Source organism: Acidovorax sp. 62 (assembly GCF_002754495.1).
GTDB lineage: Bacteria > Pseudomonadota > Gammaproteobacteria > Burkholderiales > Burkholderiaceae_C > Acidovorax.
On record NZ_PEFJ01000001.1, the window covers coordinates 1,907,623 to 1,928,932 of the forward strand.

Here is a 21,310-nt window from a genome sequence, read left to right on the forward strand (position 1 = left end):
TACCTGTGTGAAAAGGAGGGGGCATCATAATTCAGCCATGACGCAGCTTTTGAACGGTATTGCCCCCCTGTCCCACCTTGGTGTGATTCGCGTAGCAGGCGAAGATGCCACCAAATTTCTCCAAGGCCAGCTCACACAAGACTTTGCGCTGCTGGACATGCAGCACGCCCGGCTGGCCGCATTCCTCTCGGCCAAGGGCCGCATGCAGGCCAGCTTCATTGGCTTCAAGCGCAGCGACACCGAAGTGCTGCTGATTTGCAGCCAAGACCTGCTGGCCGCCACGCTCAAGCGCCTGTCGATGTTTGTGCTGCGCGCCAAGGCCAAGCTCAGCGACGCCTCTGCCGACTTTGCGCTGTATGGTCTGGCTGGAGATACTATCAATTCGATAGCTGGCAGCGCTTATCCTGCCTGGTCCAAAGCCGATTTCGATCAAAACACCCTCGTTCACCTCTACCCCGCAGCGGGCCAGCCACGCGCGTTGTGGATCGCGCCCCAGGGCAGCGCCGCCCCGCAAGGCCCCTTGCTGGATGCCTCCGTCTGGCTGTGGAGCGAAGTGCAAAGTGGCGTGGCCACGCTGACCGCGCCGCTGGTCGATGCCTTTGTGCCGCAGATGCTCAACTACGAATCCATTGGCGGGGTGAACTTCAAAAAGGGCTGCTACCCCGGACAAGAGGTGGTGGCCCGCAGCCAGTTCCGTGGCACGCTCAAGCGCCGCACCTACTTGGCCCACGCCGCAAGCGGCTTTGCGGTGGGCAGCGAAGTGTTTGCTGCCAACGACCCAGAGCAGCCCTGCGGCACCGTGGTGCAGGTGGCGCCCAGCCCAGAAGGCGACGGCGGGGTGGATGCCCTGGTGTCGCTGCAAATTGCGGCCACCGAGCACGCCTTGAGCGTTGTGCCTGCGGGCGCGGCCGATGGCATTGCGCTGCAACTGCTGCCCCTGCCCTACCCGTTGCTCGACGATATTTGAGCGAGAAACCGGGGCAGTCAGGCCGTCAGGCTGCGGGCGCGCACACTGCCCAGCAGCACTCGCTCCGACCTAAAAATCCCGCGCCATCAGCACATGGGCAATGCCAGCCTCCTGGTAGGGCTCGCCCGCCACAGCGAACCCTGCACGCTGATAAAACCCCTGGGCACTGCACTGCGCATGCAGCTGCACCTGTTGGTCGCCACGCACGCGGGCGGCATCGATCAAGGTGTTGAGCAGCACACGGCCCCATTGGGCGCCACGCACAGATCGATCGACCGCCATGCGGCCGATGCGCCCCACGCCCGGGGCTTGCTGCAACAGGCGCCCGGTGGCCACAGGCTGGCCCAGGCGGTTGTACAGCACGGCATGGCGTGCGCTGGCGTCCAGCGCATCGGCTTCCACATCGGCGGCAATGCCTTGCTCTCTCACAAACACCGCCGTGCGCAGGCGGCCTGCATCGCGGCCCAGGGCGTTCCAGTCGCCCGTGCGCACCTCCACCATGTCCGCGCCTGCTTCAAAACCTTCGAGCATGGCCCGCAGCGCGGGTGGCACCGGGGTGGACGTCTGCGTGGAGGGGTCGGCAAACACATACACCAGCTCGCCACTCACCAGCAGCTTGTCGCCACTGAAGATACCCGCTTCAAACAGACTGGACGAGTTGCCAATGCGGGCGCAGCGCAGACCCACCTCCAGGGTGTCGTCCAACTTGGCCGAGGCGTGGTACTCCAGCGTGGCTTTTTTCACATACATCTCGCCGCCCAGCGTCTGCATGCTGGCCTCATAAGGCAGCGCCAGGGCACGCCAATAGTCCGACATGGCGGTGTCGATGTACATGAGGTAGTGGGCATTGAACACGATTTTCTGCATGTCCACCTCGGCCCAGCGCACCCGCAGGCGGTGCACACAACGGAAGTTCTGGCGTTGCATCAGGCTCACTCCATGGCAAAGGCTTGTCGCAGCGCCAAGGCTGCGTCGGCGTGGGCTTTCAGTGCCTCTGGCACAGCCCGCCCCATCTTGATGAATTCGTGCGTCACACCCCGGTAGATTTCCAGGTCCACCGGCACACCGCTGGCGCGCAGCTTGTCGGCGTAGTCCACGCCCTCGTCCACCAGCGGGTCGCACTCGGCCAGCCCGATCCAGGCCGGGGCCACGCCCTCCACATCGGGTGCATGCAAGGGGGCAAAGCGCCAGTCCTCGCGCTCGGCGCGGGTTTGCACATAGTGGCCAAAGAACCAGCTGATGGCGGGCTCCTCCAGCACCAGGCCCCGGGCAAACGTGGCGTGAGAAGGCGTGTCCTGGTGCGCTGCGCAGCCGGGGTAAAACAGCAGTTGCAGTGCCAGGGGCAAGCCTGCATCGCGGGCACAAATGGCATTGACGGCGGCCAGCGTGCCGCCTGCGCTGTCGCCGCCCACCGCCAGCCGCGCCGGGTCAGCGCCCAGCGTGGCCGCATGCTGGGCCAGCCAGGCCAGAGCATCCCAGGCATCGTTGGATGCCGTGGGAAAACGGTGCTCCGGCGCCAGCCGGTAGTCCAGCGACACCACCATGGCCCCGGACAGGCGGGCCAGCTCGCGGCACAGTACATCGTGCGTGGCAATGCTGCCGATGGTGAAGCCACCCCCGTGGGTGTACAGCAGCAAGGGCAGCGCGCTGCCCCCAGCCGCCACCGGCGCATACAGGCGCGCAGGCAAGCGGTGGCCGTCACGCGCAGGAATGTGAAAGTCCTCCACGCGGGGCAGCGCCGCCTTGGCCACCTCCAGCACGCCCGCGCCCGCCTCGTAGGCTTTGCGCGCCTCCTCGGGCGTGCGGGTGTGCAACGGGGCGTGGCCCGCGCGGGCCATGCCCTGCAGCACGCCGCGCATCTGCGGGGTCAGGCGGGTGTGGTGAATGTGCAAATCGGTCAAAACGCAAAGCTCCTGTCGGCAATATCTGGGATGGGGGCTGGGGGTGGCCTCGGACTTATTTGAAGGTCACGCGCACAGGCGCTGCGCCCGGCAGGCCCTCGAAGGTGGCCGTCACCGACAGGCCCGCCTTGGGTGGCAACAGCGGCGAGAACGAGCCCAGGCTGATCAGATCACCCGGCTGCATCGCCAGCCCCTCTTGTGCCAGGGCGCCCGCCAGCCAGACGACGGCGTTGAGGGGGTGCTCCAGAATATCGCTGCCCTTGCCACCACCCAGCCGGGCGCCTGTGGCGTCAGTCAGGCTGACCTGCATGTCGGCCAAGGCTTGCAGCAGCGCATAACGCTCGGCCCGGTACTCCGGCACCGGCAGCGGTGCGCCCGCCACGCCCAGGCGCGCGCCCACGTTGATGGCGCTGACACCCGCACCGTTGAGCTTGGGCGGCGCCTGCACCAGCAGGTCGGGCAGTTCGATGAACGGAATCACCTGGTCGATGGCCTCCAACACCTGCATGGGGGTTTTGGCCTGGTTGATGTCGGCGCTTTTCACGCGCACCAGCATGTCGGCCTCAAACAACGGGCGGGCGCCAAAGGTGGCATCCACGGCAGCGCCATTGGCCAGCACCATGCCTTCGTACAGCTTGCCCCATACCGGCTTGTCGGTGTTAAAGCGCTTTTGCACCGCCGGGTTGGTCAGCCCCGCCTTGTAGCCCACCACCTTGCCCAGGCGCTGGGCCAGCAAGGCATTGACCTTGGCACGGGTGCAGGCGCCGTCTGCGTCCGACAAGCCCTCCACATTGGCGGCCGGTGTTTTGGCCACATAGCTGGCAACCAGCTCGGCGGCCTGTGTATCGCTCAGGCATTGGGCTTGGGCGCTTGTCGCGCAGGCGACGGCCACCAGGGCCGCCATCAGGGTTTGCTTCGTGTTCATCTGCGTCTCCTGCTTTTAAAGTGGGGTTTGGGAACCTGTCCTGAGAACCTGTTCAACGCGTCGGCGGGCTATCGTAATCGCTGGCGTCCTTATTCACACACGCTCACACACCATGGCCTTCATCAACTACGTGACCCAGATCCAGTTCGAGTTTGGCGCAGTGAAGCTGCTGCACCAGGAGTGCCTGCGCGTGGGCATTACCCGCCCCTTGATCGTGACCGACCCCGGCGTGAAAGCCGCTGGCGTGCTGCAAAAGGCGCTGGACGCCCTGTGCGACTTGCATGAGCAGCCTGTTGCAGTGTTTGACCAAACCCCCGCCAACCCCACCGAGGCCGCTGTGCGCGCGGCCGTGCAGGTGTACCAGGCCCAGGGCTGCGATGGCCTGATTGCCGTGGGCGGCGGCTCGGCCATCGACTGCGCCAAGGGCATTGCCATTGCCGCCACCCACGAAGGCCCCCTGACCCACTACGCCACGATCGAGGGTGGCTCGCCCCGCATCAGCGAACGCACGGCGCCCGTCATTGCCGTGCCCACCACCAGTGGCACCGGCAGCGAGGTGGCGCGCGGCGCCATCATCATCGTGGACGACCACCGCAAGCTCGGTTTTCACTCGTGGAACCTGGTCCCCAAGGCCGCCATTTGCGACCCGGAGCTGACCCTGGGCCTGCCCCCCATGCTCACGGCCGCCACCGGCATGGATGCGATTGCGCACTGCATGGAGACCTTCATGTCGGCCGCCTTCAATCCGCCTGCCGACGGCATTGCGCTCGATGGCCTGCAGCGCGGCTGGGCCAGCATTGAGCAGGCCACCCGCAACGGCGCAGACCGGCAAGCGCGCCTGAACATGATGAGCGCCAGCATGCAAGGCGCCATGGCGTTCCAAAAAGGCCTGGGCTGTGTGCACAGCCTGAGCCACAGCCTGGGCGGCGTGAACCCGCGCCTGCACCACGGCACGCTCAACGCCATGTTCTTGCCCGCGGTGATTCGCTTCAACGCCACCTGCGCATCGGTGCAGACAGAGCGTCGGCTCGAACGCATGGCGCACGCCATGAGCCTGGCCTCTGCGGGCGACGTGGCCCCCGCCATTCAAGACATGAACGCCCGCCTGGGCCTGCCCACGGGCCTGGCGGCCATGGGGGTCACGCCCGAGGTGTTTGACGATGTGATCAAAGGCGCCCTGGCCGACCATTGCCACAAAACCAATCCACGCATTGCCACGCCCGAGGAATACCGCGAGATGCTGGCCCAGAGCCTGTAGTCGCCTGCAAAAGGCGCCCCCGGCGCCTTCTGTTGAGGGCAGGCCATCGCCGGGGGCACCCTGCGCCTTTACACTCACGGACCGTTTTGACCGCTGGGCTAAGCCCGCAGAACGTCGCCCGTGACCGACTCCATGCCCCTCTCCGAAGAAACGCCCAAGACACCGTGGCAAGCCCGCAGCGTCTACCTGCGCGTTTTTGTCCCGCTGCTTTTGGTGATCTTGGCGGTCAGCGCGGTGCGCTACCACTACATGGTCGAGTCCGAGGTGACCGCTGCCCACGAACGCGCCCAGTCAGAGGCCACGCGCATCGGCAGCGCCTTGCTCACGGCCCTCAAGCGCCTGCCGCCAGACCAGCCCGAACAAGCACAGCGCGTGCTGCAAGACAGCACGGTGTACTTTGCCTCCTCGCTGTACACCGTGCAATGGCAAGTGCAGGGCCGCACGGGTGTCTCGGCACAAAAGCCCCCAGGCACGCCTGACGCGCCCGCCTGGTTTGCCAAATGGGTCCAAGTGCAGCCCCCCACCCTGGAGCTGAGCGAAACCCTGCCCGACGGCACGGTGGCCCGCCTGAAGATTGCGCTGCAAAGCCATGTGCTGGTGGACCAGATCTGGGACAACCTGCAGGTGCAGACCGGCATATCGCTGTTCAACGTGGTGTTTGTGCTGACCCTGCTGGCCTGGCTGGTGCACCAGCATGTGGGCCTGATGCGGCGGCTGCTGCACGCACACCGCCAATTGCAACGCGGCCACCTCACGGCCAGGATGCAGGAGCGGGGATCGCCCTCAGAGCGCGCCGTGGCGCACAGCTTCAACGCCACGGCGCTGCAATTGCAGACCCAGGTGCAGGGCCATAAAGACAGTCTGCAACGGCACGCACAGCAACTGGAGCTGGCACAGTTGCTGATTGAAGCCGCCCCCATGCCCGTGACCGTGCGCCGCAGCGACGGCGTGTGCCTGGACGTGCGCGAAGAATGGCAGCGCCTGTTTCAAAGCCCCCTGCCCATGGCCACAGATGAAGCTCAGCCCGCGGCCCTTCCACAACCCCCTCTCGCACTGCAAGCGCAGACCCCACCAACACCGGACGCACAGCCCACACCAGCCAAGCCACCCGCAGCCCCTATCCCCGGAACCATAGGCACCCTGGTCACGGCCAGCGACCGGCAGCGCACCCGGCAGGCGCTGAGCCAGGCGCAGCAGGCCCACGCCGCTGCGCCCCATTTGCCAGGGGGCGATGGCATCATCACCACCGACCTGCACGGCACCATCGAAACCATCAACGAGACGGCCCAGTTCCTCACCGGCTGCAAGGTCCACCAGGCCATGGGGCGGCCCCTGGAAGAGGTCTTTAGGCTGGCCGATGCACTGCACCCGCCGCTGAATGCAGATGCGCAAGAGACAGAAACCACCGCCCTTGCAGACAGCCCACCGCGCGCGCACCCGATCCTGATCCACCGCTCGGGCGAGCGTTACGCCATTGAATACACCGCCTCCACCATCCGCAAAAGCAACGGCGTGGCCGTGGGCTGCGTGCTGGTGTTCCACGACGTGTCCGAGAGCCGGCACTTTCGCCACCAGGTGTCCTGGCAGTCGCACCACGATGCACTGACCGGCCTGCACAACCGGGCGGCATTGGCCGAGAGCCTCACGCATGCCCTCTTCACCGCGCAACAGCAAGGCACCCTGCTGGCCGTGTGCATGATCGACCTGGACCACTTCCAGCGCCTGAACCAGCAGCACGGCAGCGCCACCGGCGACCGCGCCCTGCGCGAAGTGGCCTTGCGCCTGCGCGCCTTTGCCGGCCCGCACGACGCCGTTGCCCGCATGGCCGGAGACGAATTTGTGCTGCTGCTGGGCCACCAGCCCCACCTGCAAGCCATCGAGGCGCGCACTGCCCAACTGCTGGAGCAACTGGGGCAACCCTATGCCATCGATGCGCTGCAACTGCACATCACCGCCAGCATGGGCGTGGCCGTGTACCCGCAGCTGCAGGCCTGCCCCACCACACTGCTGCGCCAGGCCGACCAGGCCATGTGCCAGGCCAAGCAGGCAGGCCGCCAGCAAGTGCGCTTTTTTGACGCACAAAGCGATGCCGCGCTGCAAACCCCCCACACGCAACAAACCCGCATCGCCCAGGCGCTGCGCACCGGCGAAATGCGCCTGCACTACCAGCCCCAGGTCAACCTGGCCAATGGCCAAATCGTGGCGGTGGAGGCCTTGCTGCGCTGGCAACACCCTGAGCGCGGCCTGCAAGGGCCAGAGCAGATTCTTCCGCTGATCGACGACGCCGACCTGGCGGCCGAACTGGGCGAATGGGTGCTGACCGAGGCACTGGCCCAGCTGCGGCTGTGGCACGCGCAAGGGCTGGACTGGACCGTGGGGGTGAACGTGGCCACGCAGCACCTGCTGCGCAGCAACTTTGCCGCGCGGCTGCAAGACCTGCTGGCCCTGTTTGCCCCACTGCCCGCCCACCTGCTGCAGCTGGAGGTGCAAGAGAGCGCAGGGCTGCACGAGCCGCAGGCACTGCAAGCCCTGATGCAGCACTGCCACCAGACGCTGGGAGTGCGCTGGGCTGTTGACGACTTTGGCATTGGCAAAGCCACCCTGGCCTGGGTGGCCCAGGTGCCCGCAGACACGCTGAAGATTGACCGGTCGATTGCCGGCGCGGTGCTGCACAGCACCGAGGATGCCGCGGTGGTGAGCACCGCTGTGGCCATGGCCCAGGCCCTGGGCCACACCCTGGTGGCCGAAGGGGCAGAATCCCCCGCCCACTGCACCCGGCTGCGCGAGCTGGGCTGCCAGGTGGTGCAAGGCTACGCCATCGCCCACCCCATGCCCGGTGGCGAGGTGGCCGACTGGGCGCGCAGCTACCGGCGCAGCGTGGCCTCAACACTGGTGCTGCCCTGAAAAGACCTTGAACGGTTTCTGAGCCCACCGCGCACCAGAACTTACATCAGCACTTTCACCAACGCCCTCACAACGTCACAACGGCTGCACTGCCCCCAGGTCAGGCCGTTCCAGCCATTGGGCCAGCTCATCGGCCAGTTGTTGCGCAGCCGCCGTGGCGGTCAACCAGGCTTTGGCGCGGGCCGCCGTGTCGTGGCCGTAGTGCATAAAGTCCTGGCGGTCCGGCAGCTTGGCGTTCGGCAAGGTCTTCACCCACTCCGGGCGGGGCGACAGCACCACCATGGTGTCCAGCGCGGCGGTGCTGCGGTGGCGCCAGCGCAGGCCCTTGTCCAGCCAGCCCGGCACCACCTGGTGCTGAAAGTGCGGGTACAGCACCAGGCCCGCCCCTTGGTCTGACGCCGCCACACCCTTCTTTGAATGAAATTGGCCGATAGCGCTTTCTGAATAAGCGCTAGCAGCTATCTTTTCAATAGCATTCGAGCCACTGCCTTGGTGCGTGTTGTAGGCCAGGTGCATGTGATAATCGGTCAAGCCGCCATCCCAGTAAGCCCCGGGCGGGGCGCCCGCGATGTGGTGCACCGCCTGCAGCACAAACGGAATGGAGCAGCTGGCCTGCAAGGCATCCATGAAGTTGGCATGCGTCAGCCGCACCTGCCGGGTGCGAAAGTCTGCCGTGCCAAAAGGCAGCGCAGGCGTTTCAGCCCCGCCTAGCTCGCCACCTGGCGGGGACGAAAACACCACCCGTTCCAGCCAGGCGCCCAGGGCCTTGCGGTGCACGGCATTGCTCATGAAGGCACCCAGGTAGCCCAGCGGCGTGGCCACCGGGTGCTCGCGCCGCAGCAGGTGGCGCCCGCGCGCAGCAATCAGGTGCAGGCGGTAGCGGGGATGCTGCAGCACCTCGTCCACGCGCCCGGCGTAAAAGGCTTGCAGGCTCTGGCCAAAACGCTCGCTGACATGCGATGCTGGCGGGCGCTTTTTGCCAGGGGGCACTTCGTAGTGCTGGTGCACATAGGCGTCCTCCAATTGCAGCAAGGCGGCCACGGGGTCGTTCAGGCAGGCCGTGGCCATGCGCCACGCGCCAATCGAGGCACCCACCAGGTGCACCGGCTGCTGCGACTGGGCCAGCCAATGGCCAAAGATAAAACGGTCCAGCGGTCCCAGAATCAGCCCCTTGGGGCCACCCGCTGCGGCAGGCACCACTCCCACGTCGCGTGGCTGCAGGCCCTGCTGGGCCAGGTGCTCCAGGGCGCGCGGCCCGGCGTGGATGCTCAATGCTTTCATGGCGCTGATTGTCGCAGCGCACGCCGCGCTGACTGCGGGCCAGGAGCAACCGAAAAACCCAGTGAAGCGGTTCTTGCGAGATGCGTTTAGCCAGCCGCTCTAAACCATGTAGTCCGCAGCGTCCGGGCGCACCGTCCAGTCGATGGGGTCTTGCTGCAGCACCATGTCGATGTCCAGCCCCAGCACCAGCCCCACCTCGCCCGGGAAGGACACGGCCAGCTCGCGTTCCGAGTACTGCGCCTCGCGGGCACGCACGCGCCAGGCGGCCAGGTGGATCACACCTGCCAGCGGCTCGTAGGCCGTGTTTTCAAAGGGGGCAGACTGGTACTGCAGGGCATCGACCACGACCTGCGGCAGCAACCAGCGGCGGGCCAGTGCGGCCGATACCTGGCTGTAGCAAAACCCGAAGATCCGCTGCTCCACCTTGCCACGGCGCATGTCCAGCGGCGACACCAGGGTGTTGATGGACTGCGCTCGGTCGGGGCTGGCCAGATGGATCACCAGCTCGCCCAGCCCATGCAGCAAGCCAGCGGTGTAGGCCGCCGTGGGGTGCTGAAACACCACCCCCGCCAGCGACCGGGCCAGCTTGGCGGTGTGCAGGCTGTAGCGCCAGAACTGCTGCAAATTGATGCCCGGCACCGAGCGGGCCGCTGTGCCCAGGGTAGACGCAGCCACCAGTGCACGCACCTGGGCGTTGCCCAGCAGCGCCAGGGCTTCTGAGATGCCCGCCACCTGGCGGGGCATTTGCAGCGCGGGCGAATTGGCCAGCTCCAGCAAGCGCGCAGCCAGGGCCGGATCAGAGCCAAACAGCAGATTGATCCGGCGCAGGCTGGGTTGGGGGTGCGCCAACTCGTTCATCAGCAGCGCCACCGTGCGCGGCAGGCTCGGCAACGCCACGGGTTGGGCTAGCAGGGCATTGAGCTCCATGGGTTCGGGGGCGCCTCGGTGGTGGTTGCGGCGATTATGGCCCTGCCACCCGCATTCAATGGCCGAAACACCCCTGTGCGCTTTTAACGCCCCTTGGCCTGTTGCAATTTGGCAAACGCCGACGCCATGGCCGACTGTTGCGCAGGCTCGGGCGCGCGGCGCTGCGGCTGCGCGTAGCCTCGCCCTGCACCCTCAAAGCGGTTGCCCTGCGGTGCACCCCGGTCACCCTGCTGGCGCGGTGCGGCGTCCAGCTTCATCGACAGGCCGATGCGCTTGCGCTCCACATCCACTTCCATGACCTTGACCTTGACGATGTCACCGGTCTTGACCACTTCGCGGGCGTCGTTCACGAACTTGTGCGCCAGCTGGCTCACATGCACCAAGCCGTCCTGGTGCACGCCCAGGTCGATGAAGGCGCCAAACTGGGCCACATTGCTCACCGTGCCTTCGAGGATCATGCCTTCCTTGAGGTCCTTGATGTCTTCCACGCCGTCGTTGAAGCGGGCCACCTTGAAGTCGGGGCGCGGGTCGCGGCCGGGCTTCTCCAGCTCGGCCAGGATGTCCTTGACGGTGATGACACCAAACTTCTCGTTGGCGAACAGCTCGGGCTTGAGGGTCTTGAGCATGTCAGAGCGGCCCATGATCTCGACCACCGGCTTGCCGGTCTTCTCCATGATCTGCTCAACCACGGGGTAGGTCTCAGGGTGCACGCCCGTCATGTCCAGCGGGTTGTCGCCACCGCGAATGCGCAAGAAGCCCGCGCTCTGCTCAAAGGTCTTGGCACCCAGGCCCGCCACGTCCATGAGCTGCTTGCGGCTCTTGAACGCGCCATTGGCCTCGCGCCAGCGCACCACGGCCTTGGCCACGCTGCCCGACAGGCCCGACACACGGGAGAGCAACGGCACGCTGGCCGTGTTCAGGTCCACGCCGACCGAGTTCACGCAGTCTTCCACCACCGTACCCAGGGTGCGTGCCAGCTCGCTCTGGTTCACATCGTGCTGGTACTGGCCCACACCGATGCTCTTGGGGTCGATCTTGACCAGCTCGGCCAGCGGGTCTTGCAAGCGGCGGGCAATGGATGCAGCACCCCGCAGGCTCACGTCCACATCGGGCATCTCTTGCGAGGCGTATTCGCTGGCGGAATAGACGGACGCACCGGCTTCGCTCACCACCACCTTCTCGATGGCGCGCTCGGCCTTGGCAGCCAGCTTGATCAGGTCGGCCGCCAGCTTGTCGGTCTCGCGGCTGGCCGTGCCGTTGCCGATGGCAATCAGGTTCACGCCGTGCTTTTCGGCCAGCTTGGCCAGGGTGTGCAGAGAGCCTTCCCAGTCGCGGCGCGGCTCGTGGGGGAACACCGTGGCGGTCTCCACCAGCTTGCCGGTGTCGTCCACCACAGCCACCTTCACGCCCGTGCGGATGCCGGGGTCCAGCCCCATCACCACGCGCGGGCCCGCAGGTGCGGCCAGCAGCAGGTCGCGCAGGTTGTCGGCAAACACCTTGATGGCCACCTTCTCGGCGTCATCACGCAGGCGGGCGAACAGATCACGCTCGGTCGAAAGGCTCAGCTTCACGCGCCAAGTCCAGGCCACGCTCTTGCGGATCAGGTCGTCGGCCTTGCGGCCCGCGTGGCTCCAGCCCAGGTGCAGGGCGATCTTGCCTTCGGCGATGCTCGGCTTGCCGGGCTCAGGCTCCACCGGCAGCACCAGCTTGGCTTCCAGAATCTCCAGCCCCCGGCCCCGGAACACCGCCAGCGCGCGGTGCGAAGGCACGCGGCCGATGGGCTCGTCGTATTCAAAGTAGTCGCGGAACTTGGAGACCTCGGGGTCGTTCTCGTTCTTGCCTTCGACCTTTTTGCTGCGCAGCAGGCCCTCGGCCCACAGCCATTCGCGCAGGCCTTGCACCAGCACGGCGTCCTCGGCCCAGCGCTCGCTCAAGATGTCGCGCACGCCATCGAGCACGGCAGGCACGGTCGAAAAATCGGCGCCCGTCTTGCCGTCGTCCAGCACTTCAGGCGGCTTGGTGAAGGCAGCTGCCTCCACGGCGGGGTCGAGGGTGGGGTCGGCAAACAGCTTGTCGGCCAGGGGCTCAATGCCAAACTCGCGGGCCATCTGGCCCTTGGTGCGGCGCTTTTGCTTGAAGGGCAGGTAGATGTCTTCAAGTTCCTGCTTGGTGGGCGCTGCGGCAATGGCTGCGCGCAACGCGTCGGTCAGCTTGCCTTGTTCGTCAATGCTCTTGAGCACGGCAGCACGGCGGTCGTCCAGCTCGCGCAGGTAAGACAGCCGGGCCTCCAACTCACGCAGCTGGATATCGTCCAGCCCACCGGTGACTTCCTTGCGGTAGCGCGCGATGAAGGGCACCGTGGCCCCGCCGTCCAGCAGCTCGACGGCGGCGCGTACCTGCTGCTCCCCTACTTTGATTTCTGCGGCCAGTTGCCGAATGATCTGCTGCATGTGTGGGCAAACTCTCTGAGACTCAAATGGGACTTACGCCATCGGCTTGCCATACCAGCCTCGCCCAGGGGCGAACGCTTGCATGAGAACCGGTTTGCGTAAGCCACGTCAAACAAACGAAACGCGAAGCGCGCGAGTTTGCCACAGCGCACCGCGGGCTAACATCGCCACCCGACCCCGGTTGTTACAACTACCCAAGCCCTCCAGCGGATGCAAGAAGACCTGTTTGGCACACCAGCCGTGCCCACGCCCCCCAACCGCCCGGCCACCGATGGGCAGCCTGGCAAAGCCGCCGCCCTCTCCGCACCACCGGCGACACCACGGAGCAAGGGGCTGGGTGTGCGCCCGGTCACCGTGGACGAAGCCCTGCAGACACTGGCGGGCGCCCTGCCCCAGCGGCTGCGCTTGGGCACCTCGTCATGGACCTACCCCGCCTGGGCCGGGCTGGTGTGGGATGCGGAGTACGCTGAAACGCAGCTGTCCAAACAAGGCCTGGCCGCCTATGCCGCCCACCCGCTGCTGCGCACCGTGAGCCTGGACCGCAACTTTTACCGCCCCCTCACCGTCAGCCAGTACCAGCGCTATGCCGAGCAGGTACCGGCAGACTTTCGCTTTGTCGTCAAAGCGCCCAGCCTGGTCACCGATGCGCTGGTGCGGACCGAAGACGGCCGGGGCCGCGAGCCCAACCCGGCGTTTCTGGACCCCGCCCTGGCCTGCACCGAGTTTGTAGAGCCCGCCTTAGCAGGGCTGGGCGACAAGCTGGGGGCGCTGGTGTTCCAGCTCAGCCCCCTGCCCACGGCGTGGCTGGACCGCATGCCCCTGCTGCTGGGCAAGCTGCGGGATTTGCTGCACGCGCTGCCACCGCTCAAGCCCCAGGCAAGCGACGGCGTCATTGCCGTGGAGGTGCGAGACCCGGAGTGGCTGACCCCTGAATTTGCCGCCGTGCTGCGCGATGCGGGCGCCACCTACTGCCTGGGCCTGCACCCCAAGCTGCCGCCGCTGGCGCAGCAGCTGCCCTTGCTGCGCGCCCTGTGGCCCACGCCCCTGGTGTGCCGCTGGAACCTGAACGCATTGCACGGCCCCTACGGCTATGAAGACGCCGAGCGGCGATACGCACCTTACGACCGGTTGCACGACCTGGACCCGGACACCCACGCGGCGCTGGCCAAGGTGATTGCAGGCATCACGGCGGCGGGGCAAAACGCCTACGTCACCATCAGCAACCATGCCGAGGGGTGCGCGCCCTTGACCGCGCAGCGGCTGGCCGAGCAGGTGCGGGCGTTGCAAAAACCCGCCGCCGAGACCGCCCCACCAATCTCTGATTGAGAGACTTTTTAGGCTCTAGCGCTTGATTCATAAGCGCTAGCAGCTATTGATTCAATAGCAAAAAACGCCCTCCTCAGCGCCCCAGTTGCCGGAACTGCCCAGGCTCCTGCCCCAGCTTGAACTGGGCCACGGCCTCGACCATCTGCTCGGCCTGGGTGCGCAGGCTGCTGGCGGCGGCGGCCATTTCTTCGACCAGCGCCGCGTTTTGCTGGGTGGCCTGATCAAGCTGCGTCACCGCCTGGCCCACCTGCCCCACCCCGGCGCTTTGCTCGCCCGTGGCCGCGCTGATTTCAGAGACGATGTCCGCCACCCGCTGGATGGAGCTGACCACCTCGCCCATGGTGGTGCCTGCCTTGTCGGCCAGCACCGAGCCTTCTTGCACCATGGCGCTGCTGGCACCAATCAGCTCCTTGATGGCCTTGGCCTCGGCCGCCGTGCGCTGCGCCAGGTTGCGCACCTCGCTGGCCACCACGGCAAAGCCCCGGCCTTGCTCGCCTGCACGGGCGGCTTCCACGGCGGCGTTCAGCGCCAGGATGTTGGTCTGGAAGGCGATGCCGTCAATCACGCCAATGATGTCGGCAATCTTCTGGCTGCTGCCATTGATGTTGTGCATGGTGCTGACCACCTGCGCCACCACCTGCCCGCCCTGTGTGGCCACCTGGCTGGCGCTGGCCGCCAGGCGGCTGGCTTGCGAGGCGTTGTCTGCGTTGTGGCGGATGGTGGAGCCCAGCTCGTCCATGCTGGCGGCGGTTTCCTCGAGCGAGCTGGCCTGCGTCTCAGTGCGTGCCGACAGGTCGTGGTTGCCCTGCGCGATCTCGCTGCTGGCGGACGACACGCTTTCGGCGCTGCGGCGCACCGTGCCCAGGCTTTGCACCAGGCGCTGGCGAAAGCCTTCCATGGCCTGGCCCAGCGCGCCAATCTCGTCGTTCGATCGGATGTCCACCGCGTGCGTCAAATCGCCTTGCGACAAATGCACCAGCGCTGTGCTGAGCTGCTGCACGGGCTGGCCCACCAGCCGGCGCGTGGCATAGACCAGCACCACCGTCAGGATGGCCAGTGCCGCCAACACGCCCACCCACAGCCAGATCAGCACCGCACGGGCATCTTCCATCATCTCGGACAAGGGGGCTTCGGCCACGATGACCCAGTTCCAGGGCTTGTAGCGCTCTGCGGCCACAAACTGGCGCTGCTGCTTGCCCGCACCCAGGCGGGGCGACCACAGCGTCTCGAAATCGCTGGTCTGGTCTTTCTCGGTCAAACGGGCCAGCCAGGCTTTGCCGTCTTCGGTTTTCTCATCCACCACCGGGGCATCGGCCAAGCCCGTTGTGCGGCCACGCGCAGGGCCCGAGGACACATTCACCGCGTACACCGCGCCGCTTTCAAACAGCTTTTGCGAGCCCATGACCTGCGCCAGCTTGCCCAGGATGACCCCCATGTCCGTGCCGATGAACAGAATGCCAATCGTGCGGTTGCCCTCACGGATGGGCTCGTACACCGTCATGTATTCCTTGCCAAACAGGCTGGCGCGGCCAATGTAGGTTTTGCCCTCTTGCATGAGGGCGTAAGCGGGGTGGTTGCGGTCCAACAGGGTTTTGTAGGCGCGCTCGCCATCCTGCTTTTTGAGGGACGTGGTCACGCGCATGAAGTCGTCCCCCGTGCGGGCAAAAATGGTGGCAATGGCGCCCGCGCTGTCTTTGGTAAAGCGGTCCACTCCCTCAAAGTTGCCGTTCAGCGGCGCACCTTGAAAGCTCAGAACCGCCTCCTTCTTGCCATCCGCGCCGGGCTGCTCCTCCACGCTGAAGTCGCCCGTGAAGCGGGACTTGAACAACACGAAGTCGCGCTTGGCCTGGTCCTGGGCCGTTTCATCAAAGCTCTGCACCAGCGTGCGCATCTGGGTCGCGTACTGGCGCGCATCGTTGCGCGACACGCCGCCAAAGTCCTGCCAGATGAACAGGCTCACCAAAATCATGGTGCTGAGCAAAACCAGCAACAAGCTCACCAGAGCAGTCAATGAAAGCTTGAAAGCGACGGAGCGCTGAGACGATTGGGGCATGGCAGTCCTTGAAGAATTTCTCGCTTTTATCAAATTTATTATTAAATTCATCAGATAGCAAGAAATGCTTACATCTTAGTTACATAAATGGCATTGATCCATATCAATTTTTTGTAAGCGGATATTTTTTACAACAGGCGCTATTGGTGTTAACCCTTTATTTTTGGAAGAAGAAGCGACGTTTTCCCGTGGGCACACCGGCCATCAGCGCGCCCATCGCGGTGCTATGCTTTTCGAGGTGTCCCGCCCCACTCGGCAAGCCCCTGCCTCCGAAACCTTGAACCACCCCCACTTGCCCGCAAGCCCCCTGCCCATGCGCGATGGGGTGAGTCCCAGCTGCGTGGTGCTGCCTGCACACGGCCAAGGCAACCTGCTCGACAGATTGGCAAAACACCTGCCCGTAGTGGGCTGTGATGAATGGCTGGCGCGCATGCTGGCGGGTGATGTGGTGGATGCACAGGGACTACCTGTGCGCCCTGAGCAAGCGGTGAAAGGCAGCGTGCGCCTGTTCTATTACCGCCACCTGCCGGGCGAGCCCGAGCTGCCTTTTGAACACCAAGTGCTATACCAAGACGAGCACCTGCTGGTGGCCGACAAGCCGCATTTCATGCCCGTCACGCCAACGGGGCGCTATGTGCAGCAATCGCTGCTGGTGCGCCTGAAGCGGCAACTGGGCTTGGCCGATCTGTCTCCCCTGCACCGCATTGACCGTGACACGGCGGGACTGGTGCTGTTCTCGGTGCAACCACGCACGCGGGGCGCCTACCAGGCCTTGTTCAGAGAGCGCAGCATGGCCAAGGCTTACGACGCTGTAGGCCCCTGGAGCGCTCACCTCACGTTTCCGCGCGAACACCGCAGCCGCATGGAGGAATCTCCTCAATTTTTCCGCATGCAGGAAGTGCCCGGCGAGCCCAACAGCCACACGCACATGGCCGTGCAAGCCGTGCAAGGCCCCTGGGCGCTGTACCGGCTGGAGCCCATCAGCGGCAAACGCCACCAGTTGCGCGTGCACATGGCCGCGCTGGGCCTGCCGCTGCGCAACGACCCGTTCTACCCCGAGGTGAACGACCCGCCCGAAGGCGACTACTCGCGCCCCTTGCAGTTGCTAGCCCGGTCGCTGCGTTTTGCCGACCCCTTGACCGGGCAGGAGCGCCGCTTTGAAACCCGGCTGCGCCTGCAGTGGCCGGTGGCCGACGCCGCCACCACGCCAGTGGCGGCATAGACCTACAATCCAACCCGCATTGGATGCCACCCGGCCGCCAATGCCTGCTAGGGGTGTCTGCAACGCAAGCTGCAGGCTGAGAGAGTCCCTTTGAACCTGACTGCGCCCAGTCCACAGACTTGGGCCCGAGATCATCCTCGCGCAGGGAAGCCGTTACGCCGCAGCCATGCCCCGCACCGGGCAGCGCCAGGGCGGGCGTTGCCCCCTGCGCTGTAGTTACCCGACCGAACAGACCGCTGCGGAGCTTTTGCATGACGTCATCCCACCACCCTGCCCCCACTTCATCGGCAGTCAACGAGGCCCTGGTACCCGTGCCTGCCGAGCGCCGCGTCTTCCAGTGGCACGACCATGCCTCACTGTGGTTCAGCCTGGGCGTGGGCCTGCTGGTAATGCAGGTCGGCGCCTACCTGATGCCTGCGCTGGGCACCCAGGAGGCCTTGTGGGCGATTGTGGCGGGCTCTTTGCTGGGCGCGGGCCTGCTGGGCTGGGTGGCCAAGCTGGGCTGCGACAGTGGCCTGGCCAGCGCGGGGCTGATGCACGCGGTGTATGGCCGGGGCTTTGCCAGCCTGCCCATCGTGCTGAACATCGTGCAACTGGTGGGCTGGGGCACCTTTGAGCTGGTGGTGATGCGCGACGCCACCGTGGCCATTGGGCAGCAGGCGGGTGGCCTGGCTGGCACCATGGCTGGAACCCTGTGGCCTGTGCTGGCCACGCTGCTGTGGGGCGGTGTGGTGATGCTGCTCATCAGCGGATCGATGGTGCAACTGGTGCGCAAGGTGATTGCCCGGGTGGCGTTGCCCCTGGTGGTGCTGTCGCTGCTGTGGCTGAGCTGGCAGTTTGTGTCGCTGGCGCAAGCCCAGGGCTTTAGCGCGCTGTGGAATCGCCAGGGCGAAGGCGGCATGGGCGTGCTACCCGCGCTGGATTTGGTCATCGCCATGCCCATTTCGTGGCTGCCGCTGGTGGCCGACTACGCCCGCCATGGCAAGAGCGGCAGCGCGGCCCTGCGTGGCACGTGGCTGGGCTACGCGCTGGCCAACATGTGGTGCTACAGCCTGGGCGTGCTGGTGGCGTTGACGCTCCCGTCCACCGACCTGGTGCAAGCGCTGCTACTGGCACAGGGCGGGCTCATTGCGCTGTCGCTGATCCTGATCGACGAGGTGGACAACGCCTATGGCGATGCGTACTCGGGTGCCGTGTCGGCCCACAGCCTGTTGCCACGCTGGAGCGTGCGCCGCTGGGGCCTGGCCGTGGCAGCTATGTGCACGGGCCTGGCCCTGGTGCTGCCCATGCACAGCCTGGAGCCGTTCTTGCTGCTGCTCAGCTCGGTGTTCGTACCGCTGTTCGGCGTCATCCTGGGGCGCTTGGCGTTTGGCACCCATGCCCCCACGCTGCTGGCGCAGGCCCGGGTGGTGAACGCCTTGCCCGTGGCCCTGTGGTTGGCAGGCATTGCGGTGTACCACCTGGCGCCCAAGGTGTTGCCGGGTGCAGGCTCGGCCTTGCCCGCCCTGGCATTCAGCTTTGCACTGGCCTGGGCCACCCGGCCCAAGGTGCGCTGATCGCTATCAAATTATGAGCTGCCAGCGCTTGATTAATAAGCGCTAGCGGCCAAAATCACTAAGAACCCTCAAACACCCGCTGCGCCACCGGCGCGTAGCCATGGTTCAGCGGGCCGTGGCCGCGCCCCGTGGTCACGTCGGCGCCTGCAGCAATCGCACCCAGGATGTAGGCCCGGGCCTGTTCCACCGCTTGCTGCAGTGGCAGCCCCAGCGCCAGGTGGGCCGCAATGGCCGACGACAGCGTACACCCGGTGCCATGCCCGTTGTGCGTGGCAATGCGCTGCGACTGCAGTTTGTGCACCCGCGGTGCACCGGGCATCGACAGCACATCCACCACCCAATCGCCCGGCAAGTGCCCGCCTTTGAGCAGCACCGCCTGCGCGCCCAATGCACGCAGGTCTTGCGCTGCGGCTTCCAGCGCATCGGCGTCTTGCAAGCTGCGGCCCAGCAGCCAGCCCGCTTCGTCCAAATTGGGGGTCACAACCTCGGCCAGCGGGAACAGCTCTTGCACCAGCACGCCCACGGTTTCCTGTGCAATCAGACGGTCGCCACTGGTGGCCACCATCACAGGGTCCAGCACCACATGGGGCAACTGGTAGGTGCGAATGGCATCGGCCACCACACGCACCACGTCGGGCGAATGCAGCATGCCGATCTTCACCGCGTCCACGCCAATGTCCTGCACCACGGCATCGATCTGGGCCTTGAGCATGTCGGGCGGCACGCCATGGATGCCCGTGACGCCGCAGGTGTTTTGTGCCGTGATGGCAGTGATGGCCGTCATGCCGTAGCAGCCCAGGGCGCTGAAGGTTTTGAGATCGGCCTGGATGCCTGCGCCGCCGCCGCTGTCTGAGCCGGCAATGGACAACACGCGCGCATAACGGGACAACACGCGTGCGTGTGGACGGCCCGCGTGGAGCCCTGAAGAAGAGGAAGTCATGGCAAAAATTATGGCCTATGCGCCAGGTCAAGCTGCGGCAAAAGAGGATGTGCTGTAATTGTTTTTTCCGGACGAAACAGGGGTGTCCCGCTGCCATGCGCGGTGTGTGACTGAGAAATACCCTGGGGCCCGCAGCCACGCTGCACCGCGCCCCGCTACCCGATCCAGGTCATGCTGGCGTGGGGAGTTTCCACCAACGGCGCTGCGCCCTCCGTTTTGTCCACTGTTGCCTTTCTACAGACGGACGCCAGACGGACCCCTATGTCACTTTCCCCCTCATCCTTTGCAATTCTGGGCGCAGGCCTCATGGGCCGCTTGCTCGCCGTGGAGCTGGCACGCCAGGGCCATCGGGTGGACATCTACGACGCAGGCAGCCCACTGGCAGAGCAATCGGCCGCCAACGTCGCCGCCGCCATGCTGGCCCCGCTGGCCGAGTCCGCCATCACCGAGCCCGGCGTGGTGCGCATGGGCCACTACGCGCTGCCGCGCTGGCAGCAGTTGATTGCCTCGCTGCCCGAGCCCGTATTCTTTCAACAAGCAGGCACGCTGATCGTCTGGCACCGGCAAGACGCCGCCGAAGCCCAGCGCCTGACGCGCGTGCTAGAGACCAACCAGCGCACCACCCCCGAGTTGCCCGCCATGCAAAAGCTCGACAGTGCGGCTCTGGCGCAATCTGAGCCCACCCTGGCCGATCGCTTTGCCCAAGGCCTGTACCTGCCGGGCGAAGGGCAGCTCGACAACCGGCAACTGCTGGCCGCCCTGCTCACCGAAATGACACGCCTGGGCGTGACCATGCACTGGAACGCACCCCGCGCGCCAGAGGCCTTTGCCCCCGGCACCCCAGGCCAGCCCGACTGGCTGCTGGACTGCCGAGGCCTGGGCGCCCGCCAGGACTGGAAGGCCCTGCGCGGCGTGCGCGGCGAGGTGGTGCGCCTGTATGCGCCCGATGTCACTCTGCAGCGCCCCACCCGCCTGGTGCACCCACGCTACCCGATTTACCTGGCGCCCAAGCAAGACCACATCTTTGTGATCGGCGCGACTGAGATCGAATCGGACGATCTCTCCCCCGCCAGCGTGCGCTCCACCCTGGAGCTGCTGAGTGCCGCCTACGCCGTGCATCCGGGCTTTGCCGAGGCCCGCGTGCTGGAGCTGTGCACCCAGTGCCGCCCCACCCTGCCCGACAACCTGCCCGCCATCCGCCAGCCCCAGCCTCGCGTGCTGGAGGTCAACGGCATGTACCGCCACGGGTTCATGATCTCGCCCGCCATGCTGGATGTGACCATGGAGATCCTGAACACAGGACAATCAGCGCTTTCAAAACGTTTTGATCTGCGGCTTGAACTGCTGGGGACGTCTGCCCCGGCCGATCAGGCTGCCAGCGCATTGGCATGAAGATTTGCATCAACAACCACCCGCATGAACTGCCCGACGGCGCCACCGTGGCCGACGCGGTGGCCGCCATCGCGGCCCGCCCGCCATTTGCGGTCGCAGTCAACACCACCTTCGTCCCCAACACACGCTACGCCGCCCACCCACTGCAACCGGGCGACCGCGTGGAAATCATCTCCCCAGTGACGGGCGGCTGACGCCCCACCAAGCC

16 protein-coding genes and 1 riboswitch are annotated in these 21,310 nt (G+C 65.9%); of the genes, 8 read left to right on the plus strand and 8 right to left on the minus strand.

Features of this window, described 5'->3' with window-relative positions:
* Positions 1 to 37: 37 nt before the first annotated feature.
* Entirely contained in the window at positions 38 to 967 is a 930-nt protein-coding gene (locus CLU86_RS08520; RefSeq protein WP_099741316.1) for a folate-binding protein YgfZ, read from the plus strand.
* Between the two features lie 69 nt (positions 968 to 1,036).
* Here the strand turns inward: CLU86_RS08520 and CLU86_RS08525 are convergent, their stop codons facing one another.
* From CLU86_RS08525 to CLU86_RS08535, 3 genes are read right to left on the minus strand one after another with little or no spacing between them, the layout of a single operon-like run.
* On the minus strand, positions 1,037 to 1,894 hold the full coding sequence (locus CLU86_RS08525; RefSeq protein WP_099743447.1) for a YbgC/FadM family acyl-CoA thioesterase: 858 nt from the start codon (positions 1,892 to 1,894) through the stop codon (positions 1,037 to 1,039).
* 5 nt (positions 1,895 to 1,899) lie between these two features.
* A complete protein-coding gene (locus tag CLU86_RS08530) occupies positions 1,900 to 2,868 on the minus strand; it encodes an alpha/beta hydrolase (protein ID WP_233194897.1) in 969 nt (322 codons plus the stop codon).
* 55 nt (positions 2,869 to 2,923) lie between these two features.
* Positions 2,924 to 3,793 carry a 2-keto-4-pentenoate hydratase gene (locus CLU86_RS08535; protein WP_099741317.1) on the minus strand — a complete coding sequence of 290 codons (870 nt, stop codon included), beginning with the start codon at positions 3,791 to 3,793 and terminating at the stop codon, positions 2,924 to 2,926.
* Between the two features lie 112 nt (positions 3,794 to 3,905).
* Here CLU86_RS08535 and CLU86_RS08540 point away from each other — a divergent pair, with 112 nt between their 5' ends.
* Together CLU86_RS08540 and CLU86_RS08545 are read left to right on the plus strand one after the other, a co-directional pair.
* Positions 3,906 to 5,051, plus strand: a complete 1,146-nt coding sequence (locus tag CLU86_RS08540) for an iron-containing alcohol dehydrogenase (protein WP_099741318.1) — start codon at positions 3,906 to 3,908, stop codon at positions 5,049 to 5,051.
* Between the two features lie 132 nt (positions 5,052 to 5,183).
* On the plus strand, positions 5,184 to 7,955 hold the full coding sequence (locus CLU86_RS08545; protein ID WP_143226689.1) for a GGDEF domain-containing phosphodiesterase: 2,772 nt from the start codon (positions 5,184 to 5,186) through the stop codon (positions 7,953 to 7,955).
* A gap of 75 nt (positions 7,956 to 8,030) precedes the next feature.
* Here CLU86_RS08545 and CLU86_RS08550 read toward each other — a convergent pair whose 3' ends face one another.
* The 3 genes from CLU86_RS08550 to CLU86_RS08560 form a co-directional block, all read right to left on the minus strand.
* Entirely contained in the window at positions 8,031 to 9,236 is a 1,206-nt protein-coding gene (locus CLU86_RS08550; RefSeq protein ID WP_099741320.1) for a patatin-like phospholipase family protein, read from the minus strand.
* Between the two features lie 99 nt (positions 9,237 to 9,335).
* A complete protein-coding gene (locus tag CLU86_RS08555) occupies positions 9,336 to 10,163 on the minus strand; it encodes an HDOD domain-containing protein (protein ID WP_099655680.1) in 828 nt (275 codons plus the stop codon).
* Positions 10,164 to 10,246: 83 nt separating this feature from the next.
* The gene (locus CLU86_RS08560) at positions 10,247 to 12,613 is read right to left on the minus strand and encodes a Tex family protein (RefSeq protein WP_099741321.1); all 2,367 of its coding nucleotides are present in this window, start codon (positions 12,611 to 12,613) and stop codon (positions 10,247 to 10,249) included.
* Positions 12,614 to 12,823: 210 nt separating this feature from the next.
* On the opposite strand from CLU86_RS08560, the gene CLU86_RS08565 reads away from it, so the two are divergent.
* On the plus strand, positions 12,824 to 13,939 hold the full coding sequence (locus CLU86_RS08565; RefSeq protein ID WP_099741322.1) for a DUF72 domain-containing protein: 1,116 nt from the start codon (positions 12,824 to 12,826) through the stop codon (positions 13,937 to 13,939).
* A gap of 73 nt (positions 13,940 to 14,012) precedes the next feature.
* Here the strand turns inward: CLU86_RS08565 and CLU86_RS08570 are convergent, their stop codons facing one another.
* Positions 14,013 to 15,992: a Cache 3/Cache 2 fusion domain-containing protein gene (locus tag CLU86_RS08570; RefSeq protein WP_099741323.1), complete on the minus strand. Its 1,980-nt coding sequence runs from the start codon at positions 15,990 to 15,992 to the stop codon at positions 14,013 to 14,015.
* A 277-nt stretch (positions 15,993 to 16,269) separates the two neighbouring features.
* On the opposite strand from CLU86_RS08570, the gene CLU86_RS08575 reads away from it, so the two are divergent.
* Complete coding sequence (locus CLU86_RS08575) at positions 16,270 to 17,214, plus strand: pseudouridine synthase (protein WP_099743449.1); 945 nt, start codon at positions 16,270 to 16,272, stop codon at positions 17,212 to 17,214.
* Positions 17,215 to 17,465: 251 nt separating this feature from the next.
* Entirely contained in the window at positions 17,466 to 18,770 is a 1,305-nt protein-coding gene (locus CLU86_RS08580; protein ID WP_099741324.1) for a cytosine permease, read from the plus strand.
* A gap of 58 nt (positions 18,771 to 18,828) precedes the next feature.
* On the opposite strand, the gene thiD is transcribed toward CLU86_RS08580, so the two are convergent.
* A complete protein-coding gene (gene thiD / locus CLU86_RS08585) occupies positions 18,829 to 19,710 on the minus strand; it encodes a bifunctional hydroxymethylpyrimidine kinase/phosphomethylpyrimidine kinase (protein WP_099741325.1) in 882 nt (293 codons plus the stop codon).
* 68 nt (positions 19,711 to 19,778) lie between these two features.
* Positions 19,779 to 19,913: riboswitch (TPP riboswitch) on the plus strand.
* 58 nt (positions 19,914 to 19,971) lie between these two features.
* Between thiD and CLU86_RS08590 the strand changes: the two genes are divergently transcribed.
* Positions 19,972 to 21,102 (plus strand): FAD-dependent oxidoreductase, encoded by a 1,131-nt coding sequence (locus CLU86_RS08590; protein WP_099741326.1) that lies wholly within the window; start codon positions 19,972 to 19,974, stop codon positions 21,100 to 21,102.
* Positions 21,099 to 21,296: a sulfur carrier protein ThiS gene (gene thiS, locus CLU86_RS08595; RefSeq protein ID WP_099655688.1), complete on the plus strand. Its 198-nt coding sequence runs from the start codon at positions 21,099 to 21,101 to the stop codon at positions 21,294 to 21,296. Before CLU86_RS08590 ends, thiS begins: the two co-directional genes overlap by 4 nt.
* Positions 21,297 to 21,310: the final 14 nt, after the last annotated feature.